Below are 6,723 nucleotides of genomic sequence, written 5' to 3'. Positions count from 1 at the left end.
TGCGTCGTCCGAACACGTATTTGGCAAGCGCGAGGATCGCCAGGACAAGAAGGGCAAGGAACAGCAGCCCAACCACACCCATTCCCCAGAACATCCCGCCACTCATCATCGTTTCATTCATCATACTCTTCCGTGCCCTCCTCAGCAGCGATCAGGCATCTTCAATCGAGCCGCGTCGCCCTGAGCCGCAGCGCGTTGCCCACAACGCTCACCGACGATAGCGCCATCGCCGCCGCCGCGATGATGGGCGTGAGCAGAATCCCGAATATCGGATACAGCACGCCCGCGGCGATCGGCACGCCGGCAGCGTTGTAGGCGAAGGCGAAGAACAGGTTCTGCCGGATGTTGCCCATCACGGCCTCCGACAGCCGCCGCGCTCGAACGATCCCCATGAGGTCACCGCCGAGCAGCGTGATGCCCGCGCTTTCGATCGCAACGGCCGTACCCGTGCCCATGGCGATGCCGACCTCGGCAGCCGCCAGCGCAGGCGCGTCGTTCACGCCATCACCCGCCATCGCCACGCGACGCCCTTCGACCTTCAGCTTTTCGATGATGCGCTGCTTGTCCTCGGGCAGAACCTCCGCCTCGACCTCTGTGATGCCAAGGCGCCGCGCCACAGCCTCCGCCGTCGTGCGGTTATCGCCGGTCAGCATCACCACCCGCACGCCATCCTTCGCGAGACCCGCGAGCGCCGCTGGTGTCGTCGCCTTGACTGGATCGGCCACGGCGACAATTCCGAAGGCGCGGCCATCCACCCCCACGAAGAAGACGGTGGCGCCATCCCCACGCAGGCGCTCGGCTTCCGCCGACAGCGCGCCGACATCCACCTTCGCCTCGTCCATCAGACGGGCGTTACCAACCGCGACCTGGCGTCCCTCGACCGCCCCCGTCACGCCACGTCCGATTGGCGCATCGAAGCCCTCGACCGCCGGTACGGCCAAGCCGCGCTTCTCCGCCGCCCGCACCACGGCTTCAGCGAGCGGATGCTGGCTCGGCCGCTCCAACCCCGCAGCTAAGCGCAAAACCTCATCCTCGGCCACGCCCACCGCCGGGATCACCGCCACCACGTCCGGCCGCCCCTGGGTAAGGGTGCCGGTCTTGTCCACGACCAGCGTGTCGATCCGCTCCATGCGCTCCAGCGCCTCGGCGTTCTTGATGAGCACGCCGGCCTGCGCGCCCCGTCCCACGCCCACCATGATGGACATCGGTGTCGCCAGCCCTAGCGCACACGGGCAGGCGATGATCAGCACCGTCACCGCGGCGACCAAAGCAAAGGCGAGGCGCGGCTCTGGTCCCCATATCGCCCAGACCGCGAAGGCAACTATGGCTATTGCCACTACCACCGGCACAAACCAGCCAGAGACCTGATCGGCCAAGCGCTGGATCGGCGCGCGGGAACGTTGCGCTCCCGCGACCATGCGGACGATCTGCGCCAGTACCGTGTCCTGGCCGACGCGATCGGCGCGCATGATGAAGCTGCCCTGGCCGTTCAGCGTGCCGCCGACGACCTGATCGCCCACCGTCTTGGTGACCGGCACTGCCTCACCCGTCACCAGGCTCTCATCGACGTTGGAGGTGCCCTCCAGCACCGCGCCGTCGAGCGGCACCTTGTCGCCTGGGCGGACGCGGAGCCGATCGCCGACCACGATTGCGGCCAGCGGGACTTCCTCATCTGATCCGTCGTCCCGCAGCCGCCGGGCCTGGGCTGGTGCCAGATCGAGCAAGGCGCGGATTGCGCCGCCTGTCTGCTCGCGCGCCCGAAGTTCGAGCACCTGCCCGAGCAGCACCAGCACGACGATTACCGCAGCCGCCTCGAAATAAACGGCAACCGAGCCATCGGTCGCGCGGAAGGCCGCCGGGAAGATATCAGGCGCCAAGGTGGCCACGACGCTGAACACCCAGGCGACCCCAGTGCCCAGGGCGATCAGGGTGAACATGTTGAGGCTTCGGTTCACCAGGCTCTGCCAGCCCCGGACGAAGAACGGCCAGCCAGCCCAGAGCACCACGGGTGTCGCCAGCGCCAGCTGAATCCAGTTGCCGACGCGCGGCCCGCCGACGAGGTGCATCATCCCCGTCAGGTGGCCACCCATTTCCAGCAGGAAGACCGGGATGGTCAGCACAAGGCCAATCCAGAAGCGCCGGGTGAAATCCACCAGTTCCGGGTTGGGTCCCGTCTCGGCCGAGGGGGTTTCAGGTTCGAGTGCCATGCCGCAGATCGGGCAACTGCCGGGGCCCGGCTGCCGGATCTGCGGGTGCATCGGACAGGTGTAGATGGTGCCCGGCGCCACGGCCTCGGCGCGCAGCGGGGCACGTGGCTGCAGATACTTGGCGGGCTCGGCGATGAACTTGGTGCGGCAGCCGGCTGAGCAGAAGTGGTAGGCAGGCCCCGCATGAGCGGCGTGGTGAGCCGTCTTTGCCGGGTCCACCTTCATGCCACAGACCGGATCGTTCACGGTTCCCGATGCCGCCGCAGTTCCTTCAGGCTGGGGATCGTGCTTGCCGTGGGCGGTGTGGGGGCCGTGATGTTCCATGTCCGTCTAACTCCTCAGCGCGCAAAGGGTCGCGCGGGCGGCCGCACTGTCAGCATCGCCAGTGGCGGCAACAGCAGCCATTGAAGGAAAGGGGTGAGCCCGGTTCCCCACGGCGGAAGGCGCGGCATGGCGGCCGTGTAGGTCCACGATTGGCGCAGATCGACGTTCAGCCACTCGCTGAACACCGTGTATCCAAGGCCCACCAGGGTCGTGGCAACGGTGACGCGCTCCCACCCCCGGCTCGGCCATTGCCAGGATCGTGTCAGCAGTATCGCGACCGCGAGCGCGGCCGACGCGATCATCGCGTCCCCGCCGGTGCAATGAAGGACGGCGAAGGCGATCTCGCCGGGCGTTCCCTCCGCCCACAACGTGTAGAGGGGGAGCTGCGCCACTTCCCAGACCAGGTTCAAGGCCAGCATGGTCGCGATGTAGCGTGCGGCGGGAGCAGTCAAGCCAGCCCACTCTCGCGGCACATGGTCGATCATTTGGCGCCAGTGCCACGATCTGAAACAGCATTCTGTCCGCCGCCGCCGTGGCCATGCCCGTGGTGCATGAACAGGTGCAACAGCGGGCAGGCGAGGAGGATGAGATACGGTAGCGCGCCGAATGCGTGGCCCCAATGCTCTCGCAGGATGTAGAAGGCCGCGATCAGCGCGAAGCCGATCACGGCGATTCCGGTGCGGGTGCGCCACCAGGATCGCGCGCCCTGCGCATGCAGGCCAACCATGCGGTCCATGTCACCGCATCCCCATCCGCATGCCGCGCAGGTGTTCGGCCATAAGCTCGTCGGCGGTGCGGCGCTGCTCCTCGGACAGCGCCGCATAGAACGGTGTCGCCGCCGCGCTAACCGCGCGCATCGCTTCCAGATGGGCGGAGAGCAGGGCGATACGACGCTCCATCTGTTCTGGCGCGGTGCCGGAGCTGCTGCCCATCGCCTGCTGCATTGCCTGCCGAAGCCTGTCGCTCTGGGTGCGAACCGCATCCGCGAACGCGCTCCATTGCTGCATCTGGCCGTCCGTGACCCGCAACTCGGCGCGGACAAATGCCAGATGTCCCTCAATCCGGCGGAAGGGCTGCATCGATGCAGCTGCCATCCGGCTCTGCATCATCTGCTGCATCATGCGGCCCATGTCGCCACCCATCATCCCGCCACCCGGGCCTGCCATGCCAGGACCTGGCGCGCCGTGCTGGGCTGGTGGCGTCGCTGCCTGCGGGGCGCCAGCGGGCGCTCCGGGATGGTGGGGATCGGTTGCTGCGCCAGCAGGAGCTGGGGCTTGCGCGAGCGCCGTTCCGGCCACTCCGAACGCCAGAATGGCTGCCGTCGTGACAATGCTGAGCTTCCTCATGGTCTTGTCCTTTTCGGTTATTGGGCAGCCGTGTCGTCAGACGCACGGGAGCCGGTGGAGTGCGCGCAGGGTGCCGCCTGACGTCGGCTCAGCCCGTCACCGCGGAGGTGTATGCGCCAAAAAGGCGCGCAGTTCGGTGATCTCCCGCTCCTGCTCGCGAATCACAGCTTCGGCCAACCGGCGCATCTCCGCATCCCGCCCGTGCGCCAACTGAATGCGAGCCATCGCAATCGCGCCTTCATGATGGGGGATCATGGAAGCAGCGAAATCGCGGTCCGCATCGCCGGTGAAGGTAATGGACATGTCGCGGTGCATCTTCTCGTTCGCAGCCAAAAAGGCGGCTGTCGAGGGCGGCTGAGCGCTGGATGCGCCTGGCTGCTGCGAGGTCGGCAAGTGCTGCATCGCGGACGAGTGGCCCGGCGACATTGGCATTTGGCCCTGCATCATCGTGCCGTCCGGCATTCGATGTCCCGGAGAAATGCCCTGCGACAGTGCATAGCCGAAGCCAGCGCCAACAATCAGACCGGCCACAAGGGACAGCAGGAGAGGTGCGCGAGGCATCAGTCGATTTCCTTTCCTGGAACGACCTTGATCAGGAAGTCCGCTCTGGTGGCGAGCGGCACGCTTCGTGACCAGGCATGGCTGTGCGGGATCAGGCGGGGATACGTTCAGTCTTCCAGCCACCGTCGCGCAGCGCCTGCTCGAGACTCGCTGTATCCATCGCCGAGGTCACGGAGGCTTCGCGCGTGTCCAGCTTGATCTCGATCCCCGCCTGCGGGTCAGCCAGCCGCAGCGATGCCGTAACACCCTTTGCGCAGCCACCGCAGTTCATGTTCGCGATCCGAAAGCGATGCATCACTTCCTCCTCATGGGTTCTGGTCCGACCCGGAACGTGGTGATTGCCACCATGGGAGGGTCAAGCGCTTTCCGCGCCCCAGTTGCGGCTTCGAAGGGCCACCTCACACCGGTGTGCCGCCGCGGAAGCGCATGAACACCGCGTGCCCGCCACGCGCATCGAAGGCCAGAACGTCATAGCTGTCCGGCGCCTGGCCAGGGACTTCCATGCCCGGAGAGCCCACCGGCATCCCCGGCACAGCGAGTCCGCGGATTCCAGCAGGACGGTCCGCCAACAGCCTCCTCACGGCTGCCGCTGGGACATGACCCTCCAGCGCATAGCCACCAACCCGTCCCGCGTGGCAGGATAGCAGATCGGATGGCGTGCCCAGCATCCTGCGGAACGGCGCGACCGAGGCGACGACGCGGTCTTCCACCGTGAAGCCCGCGGTCCGGAGATGCGCGACCCAATCCGCGCAGCAGCCGCAATTCGGATCGCGCCAGACCTCAACCTGCTCACCACCCCGCGCCAGGGCAGGACCCGCTGCGGCTACAATAGCGGTGGCGAGGAGGCTGCGGCGCCTCACCGCGCGGGTATCCGGTCCAGGATCACGCGCATCTGCACGATCTCGCGCTCCTGCTCACGGATGACGGCTTCCGCGATGGCCCGCACCTCAGGGTCCTTGCCGTGTTCCAGCGCGATCCGCGCCATGTCGATCGCACCCTGGTGGTGCGGGATCATGCCGGCGACGAAATCGCGATCGGCGTTCCCGGAGAAGGTGATCGCCATGTCGCGATGCATCTTCTCGTTCGCCGCCATGAAGGCGCGTGTTGCCGGGCTTGCGTTGGCCGGTGCCTGCGCCGCGGCATGACCTGCGTGCCCACCGCCCTGCATCATTGGCATCCCCTGGGGCATCCCCTGGGGCATCCCTTGGGGCATCCCCTGGCCCTGCATCATCGGCATGCCATGCCCGGGGCCGTGCTGCGGCTGGGCCTGGGCCAGCACCAAAGCCCCGGTGCCGAGCAGCACGATGGCAGCGGTTGCAGTCAGAAGCATGCGACGCATGGGATGAACTCCGTGTTCTCTACCCCTTCAACATGCATGCGGGGGCGCTGCGGAGCCTCTCTGCAGCATGACAAAGTATGTCACCGCAGCTCGGACTTCAGCCCCCCTGCCGCGGCAGGAGAAGCCTGGCCAGCAGCCCGCCCTCGCGGGACTCACCGAGTTCCAGGCTGCCGTTGCTCGCCTGCGCGAAGCGCTGCGCGATCGCCAGGCCCAGGCCAACACCCGAGCCACCGCGCGCCGGGTCGAGCTGCACGAAGGGCGCCACCGCCCGGGCACGGTCGGCCTCGGCGATTCCGGCGCCGGCGTCCGACACCTCGACGGCGAGCATCGGCCCCGCGTCGTGGATGTGCAGCCGCACCGGGGGACGCCCATGGCGCAGCGCGTTGTCCACCAGGTTCGAGAGCGCGCGCTTCGCGGCGCTGCGGCGAAGCGGCAGCACAGCGCGCCCCGGCCCCTCATAGACCACGTCGTGCCCCCGATCCGCGGCGTCCGAAGCCAGGGTCTGCAGAATCGCGGCCAGGTCGGCGGGCCGCACCGGCTCGGCGTCGCGGCCCTCGCGGATGTAGTCGAGGGTGCGCGCGATCATCGACTCCATCTCGGCGATGTCGGCTTCCAGACGCGCGCGATCCTCACCCTCCGGCAGGAAGCCCACGCGCAGTTGCAGGCGGGAAAGTGGCGTACGCAGGTCGTGGCTCATCGCCGCCAGCGCTTCCGTCCGGTCCTCCAGCAATCGCGCGATGCGGTCCTGCATGGCGTTGAAGGCCGTGGCGGCGTGGCGGACCTCCTCTGGCCCTTCCATCGGCACTGGCCGGGGGCTTGGGTCGCGGCCGATGCGGTCGGCCGCTGCCGAGAGCCGCCGCAACGGCCCGGTGATCCAGCGCACCACCAGGATGGACACCAGTGCGATCCCGACCGCCATGGCAACCATGGACGAGATGGCGCCGTG

Annotated in this window: 8 protein-coding genes and 1 pseudogene; all 9 read right to left on the bottom strand. The window is 67.7% G+C overall.

The genetic code is table 11. From position 1 onward, the window contains the following. Positions 1-161 precede the first annotated feature (161 nt). Positions 162-2,531 carry a heavy metal translocating P-type ATPase gene (locus Q8S40_RS09060; RefSeq protein WP_305670121.1) on the bottom strand — a complete coding sequence of 790 codons (2,370 nt, stop codon included), beginning with the start codon at positions 2,529-2,531 and terminating at the stop codon, positions 162-164. Between the two features lie 14 nt (positions 2,532-2,545). Further along, positions 2,546-3,016, bottom strand: coding sequence for a hypothetical protein (locus Q8S40_RS09055; RefSeq protein ID WP_305670120.1), 471 nt, complete (start codon positions 3,014-3,016; stop codon positions 2,546-2,548). Beyond that, positions 3,013-3,258, bottom strand: a complete 246-nt coding sequence (locus Q8S40_RS09050) for a DUF2933 domain-containing protein (RefSeq protein WP_305670122.1) — start codon at positions 3,256-3,258, stop codon at positions 3,013-3,015. Before Q8S40_RS09050 ends, Q8S40_RS09055 begins: the two co-directional genes overlap by 4 nt. Before the next feature lie 10 nt (positions 3,259-3,268). Then, a complete protein-coding gene (locus tag Q8S40_RS09045; protein ID WP_305670119.1) occupies positions 3,269-3,661 on the bottom strand; it encodes a Spy/CpxP family protein refolding chaperone in 393 nt (130 codons plus the stop codon). A gap of 312 nt (positions 3,662-3,973) precedes the next feature. Further along, the gene (locus Q8S40_RS09040) at positions 3,974-4,438 is read right to left on the bottom strand and encodes a DUF305 domain-containing protein (protein WP_305670118.1); all 465 of its coding nucleotides are present in this window, start codon (positions 4,436-4,438) and stop codon (positions 3,974-3,976) included. A gap of 91 nt (positions 4,439-4,529) precedes the next feature. Then, positions 4,530-4,733, bottom strand: a complete 204-nt coding sequence (locus tag Q8S40_RS09035) for a heavy-metal-associated domain-containing protein (protein WP_304808641.1) — start codon at positions 4,731-4,733, stop codon at positions 4,530-4,532. Between the two features lie 217 nt (positions 4,734-4,950). Then, positions 4,951-5,106: pseudogene (locus tag Q8S40_RS25170) on the bottom strand (DUF411 domain-containing protein); the annotation flags it as partial. A 188-nt stretch (positions 5,107-5,294) separates the two neighbouring features. Next, a complete protein-coding gene (locus Q8S40_RS09025) occupies positions 5,295-5,777 on the bottom strand; it encodes a DUF305 domain-containing protein (RefSeq protein ID WP_305670117.1) in 483 nt (160 codons plus the stop codon). Positions 5,778-5,874: 97 nt separating this feature from the next. Beyond that, positions 5,875-6,723: ATP-binding protein (locus tag Q8S40_RS09020; protein ID WP_305670116.1), on the bottom strand; the 849-nt coding region annotated here is incomplete at its 5' end.

This window comes from Falsiroseomonas sp., assembly GCF_030695085.1.
Lineage (GTDB): Bacteria > Pseudomonadota > Alphaproteobacteria > Acetobacterales > Acetobacteraceae > Falsiroseomonas.
Note: the sequence above shows the minus strand (reverse complement) of the source record. Positions and strands in the feature narration are given on the sequence as shown.

What these genes read in the sequence shown, in the direction of transcription:
- Q8S40_RS09055 (WP_305670120.1), bottom strand. Translation starts at nt 3,016, where the DNA reads ATGATCGACCATGTGCCGCGAGAGTGGGCTGGCTTGACTGCTCCCGCC.
- Q8S40_RS09040 (WP_305670118.1), bottom strand. Translation starts at nt 4,438, where the DNA reads ATGCCTCGCGCACCTCTCCTGCTGTCCCTTGTGGCCGGTCTGATTGTT.
- Q8S40_RS09050 (WP_305670122.1), bottom strand. Translation starts at nt 3,258, where the DNA reads ATGGTTGGCCTGCATGCGCAGGGCGCGCGATCCTGGTGGCGCACCCGC.
- Q8S40_RS09035 (WP_304808641.1), bottom strand. Translation starts at nt 4,733, where the DNA reads ATGCATCGCTTTCGGATCGCGAACATGAACTGCGGTGGCTGCGCAAAG.
- Q8S40_RS09045 (WP_305670119.1), bottom strand. Translation starts at nt 3,661, where the DNA reads ATGGGCCGCATGATGCAGCAGATGATGCAGAGCCGGATGGCAGCTGCA.
- Q8S40_RS09060 (WP_305670121.1), bottom strand. Translation starts at nt 2,531, where the DNA reads ATGGAACATCACGGCCCCCACACCGCCCACGGCAAGCACGATCCCCAG.
- Q8S40_RS09025 (WP_305670117.1), bottom strand. Translation starts at nt 5,777, where the DNA reads ATGCGTCGCATGCTTCTGACTGCAACCGCTGCCATCGTGCTGCTCGGC.